This window comes from Butyrivibrio sp., assembly GCF_024699075.1.
The window spans coordinates 1-3363 of sequence record NZ_JAILQF010000120.1; the positions used below are offsets into that span (position 1 = coordinate 1).

A 3363-nucleotide genomic window follows, 5' to 3' on the forward strand; every position below is an offset into this window, starting at 1 on the left:
CATATATTGGACAATCCAGGAGACATATATGACAGCAGAACAGTTATGGGAAGAATTTTGTACTAAAAAAGGAATAGATATAAATACCCCCTATGAAGCATGGGGATTTGGTGAAGATGAGGAAGGCGATAAGCTCTTACAGCTTGTACTTGAAGGTAAGAAGTTTGGAACAGCAAGTCTCTACGATGCATATGAAGCTGAAGGAGAGCTTGACGAGATTCCGGAAGCTGGTGAATACAGCGTTTTATTAAACAGCAAAGATGAAGCAATGTGCGTTATAAGAGATTATGACGTATACATTAGAAAGTTTAATGAAGTGCCTCCATATCATGCATATTCTGAAGGAGAGGGTGACAGATCTCTAGAATACTGGAGAGAAGTTCATAAAGAGTTTTTTGAAGAAGAGGCAGAGGAATACGGAATAGAATTTACAGAAGAGTCCAGAGTTATCTGTGAGAAGTTCTCGCTTGAATATATTGCAGGGCAGGCTGATTCTGATGAAGATGAGCTTTTATTTATAGAGCCGTCTATGGATTTTGCTGATGAGATTGCTGCTTACAGGCAGGAGATGCTTGATGTTGATTCAAGCTTTGATGGATGCTTTTCTATGAAAAGAATGTCTGATACAAAAGAGTATGTCGATCACTGCATAGGCTGGGCTAATCCCAGCAGAGAAGCAGATGAGCACGGCGCTTGGGGCAATGTCCTTATGGTATTTAGGAAGTCGGATATGAAGATGGTTGGCTGCATGCAGGTTCACAATGTTCTCACTGAGAGAATGGAGAAATATACCGGACATGTAGGATATTCAGTAAGGCCTTCAGAAAGAAGAAAAGGTTACGCTAAGAGGATGCTTGCTAAAGCCCTGGATTTTCTTAAGAGCTTTGGATTTGATGAAATAGGTGTAAGCTGTATTCCTTCAAATGAAGCCAGCAAAAAAACTATTCTTGCAAATGGCGGAGAATACATCGAGACATTATTTTTAGAATGTGATCAGGTAGATCTGGAAAGATATAGAATCCGTTTGAAATGAATGAGCCAGTAATAGAATAACAGCAGTATTAAAAAGACGTATAGCCTGTGAGTACAGGAATTATAAGTCTTTTTTTGCTGCGATTATTATTTATTTACAAAGATACTATATGGTAAGCTATGTATCGTTATGATATATGCAGGCCTCATATATCAATTGTATTTTGTTTTGAATATGGAAAGGTTTATATGATGACAAGTTCAAGTTGTTGGGGATTAGCATTTTTACCATTTGTATTACTCTTGGTAATGGTGGATATGATTTCTGGAATTAAATATAAGAGATCCAAAAAGTTTAAAGGAAGAGTTATTGATAGTATAGACACAGAGATAGTTTATTTTGGTCGCCGCTGTGGTGAAATATATGAAACATATGATGTTTGTTACGAATATAATGGCCAGACACTTCGAGGCGAGGTTTGCACAGATGAAACAGGGTTAAGACGTGGAGATAAGATAGATGTTTATGTATATGATCCGGATAATCTTCATGAAATTCAATCAGATATCGGATGGAGGAAATTTCAAATATTTGCTGCGTGTGCTGTGGGAATTATAGTTATATTATTGATGTTTTTGCTTTTTTTATGGGGCATGGACCAAATGAATTATGATAGCCAATATAAAAATAAAGTAACTGTTGGCGGCTATTATAATTCTTATGTATATAACAAATAATTTATTGAGAATAATAAAGAGACATTTAATGATAGTTTTTTATGTAGAAAGGTTTTTTGAGAACAGTGGCAGCTTATTTTGAAATTGGTTTTTGTGTATCGATATTTGTTTTTTTGGCAATTGTAAATTGGATTTTAGGAATAAGATATAAGAAATCTAAAAAGTTTAGAGGAAAGGTCATTGATAGTAAAGGGGCAGAGATTGTTAAGATAAATAGTAGGTGTGGTGAGATATATGAGACATATAATGTTAGCTATGATTATAAAGGCAAGACGCTGGAAGGAGAAGTATGCACCAGTGAAAAAGGTCTAAAACCTGGAGCTAATATAGTTGTTTATATATATGATCCGGAAGGAGTCCATGAAATCCAATCAGATATCAACTGGAGAAAATTTAAATTTTATGCTTGGTATAGTTTGCTAATGACGACATTGTTTTTAATGAGTTTACTTTTAATATGGTATGTACTATCAAGTATGGAATATCCTGCTCCCAAAACACATTCCTATACGCATTTTGATGAGGAAGAGATGAAAAAACTAGTTGAGGAGTATTTGGAACATAAAAAATAGCGTGAAAGAAATAACTCGAATTATTGAATGCCAATAGCATGATTATAGCAATATATGGCTTGTGAGCGGCTTTATATTAGAATATGAAAAATGCAGTTCAAAGGGTCCGGTTATGAGAAAGAAAAGCATTTCGATTTTATTGGCAGCAGTTATGACCGCATTGTGCGCATGTGGTGCAAATTTACAGGAGGCCAAAGGTATGGGAGCAGAAAACAGTAACGAAGAGATTAGCATGGAAGTAGCAAATAGTAGCGAAGAGAGCAGCGTGGCTACAGATAACAGTAGTGAAGACTTAAGCTCTTTTGCTTCAGGAATAAAGACAGAAGATGGTGCAGAAGCTTCTGACACAGAGTTCGTTCTTAATGATGAGATTGATGAAAGATGTCCATTAATGATCGAGTCAAAGCGTGGTGATGTAGAATACGGCGAATTTACTCATGCAACTTATTATTCTGAAACCTGCGGACTGGAGAGGGGGCACAGCATCCTTCTTCCTGCAGATTATAGCGAAGATAAGAAGTATCCGGTTTTGTATCTTTTACATGGTATCTTTGGAAACGAGTACTCTTTTTCCTCAGATGGAGAGAACAGGATCAAAGAGATCGTAGGTAATATGGCGGCTGATGAACTCATCGAAGAGACAATCGTTGTATGTCCTAACATGTACGCAACATCTGATCCTAACCAGCAGCCTGGTTTTGATAGCGAGAGCGTTCTTCCTTACGACAATTTCATCAACGATCTTGTTAATGACCTGATGCCTCACATTGAGAGCGAATATTCAATTCTTACAGGTAGAGAAAATACTTATCTTGCAGGCTTTTCAATGGGCGGCAGAGAGACAATCTATATCACGCTTCAAAGACCTGAGCTCTTTGGTTATGTATGTGCAATCTCTGCAGCACCGGGAATCGTTCCCACAACAGATAAATTCATGACTCACGAGGGAATGATCGAAGAGAGCGAGATGAAATTTGCAGATGGCGCAGTAGAGCCTGATGTATTCATTATCTGCTGCGGCAGCAAGGATTCAGTAGTTGGAACATATCCGGAGCAGTATCATGAGCTTTTAGAAACTAAC

At 37.3% G+C, this 3363-nt stretch carries 4 protein-coding genes; all 4 read left to right on the forward strand.

Annotated elements, in window-relative coordinates; all coding sequences use genetic code 11:
* On the forward strand, window positions 1–1033 hold a 1033-nt coding region (locus tag K6G87_RS04680), incomplete at its 5' end, for a GNAT family N-acetyltransferase (RefSeq protein ID WP_296834531.1).
* A 188-nt stretch (window positions 1034–1221) separates the two neighbouring features.
* The gene (locus K6G87_RS04685) at window positions 1222–1710 is read left to right on the forward strand and encodes a hypothetical protein (protein ID WP_296834533.1); all 489 of its coding nucleotides are present in this window, start codon (window positions 1222–1224) and stop codon (window positions 1708–1710) included.
* Window positions 1711–1766: 56 nt separating this feature from the next.
* Window positions 1767–2282, forward strand: a complete 516-nt coding sequence (locus tag K6G87_RS04690; protein ID WP_296834535.1) for a hypothetical protein — start codon at window positions 1767–1769, stop codon at window positions 2280–2282.
* A gap of 199 nt (window positions 2283–2481) precedes the next feature.
* Window positions 2482–3363, forward strand: an 882-nt coding sequence (locus K6G87_RS04695) for an alpha/beta hydrolase (RefSeq protein WP_296834536.1), incomplete at its 3' end; no start/stop codon positions are given.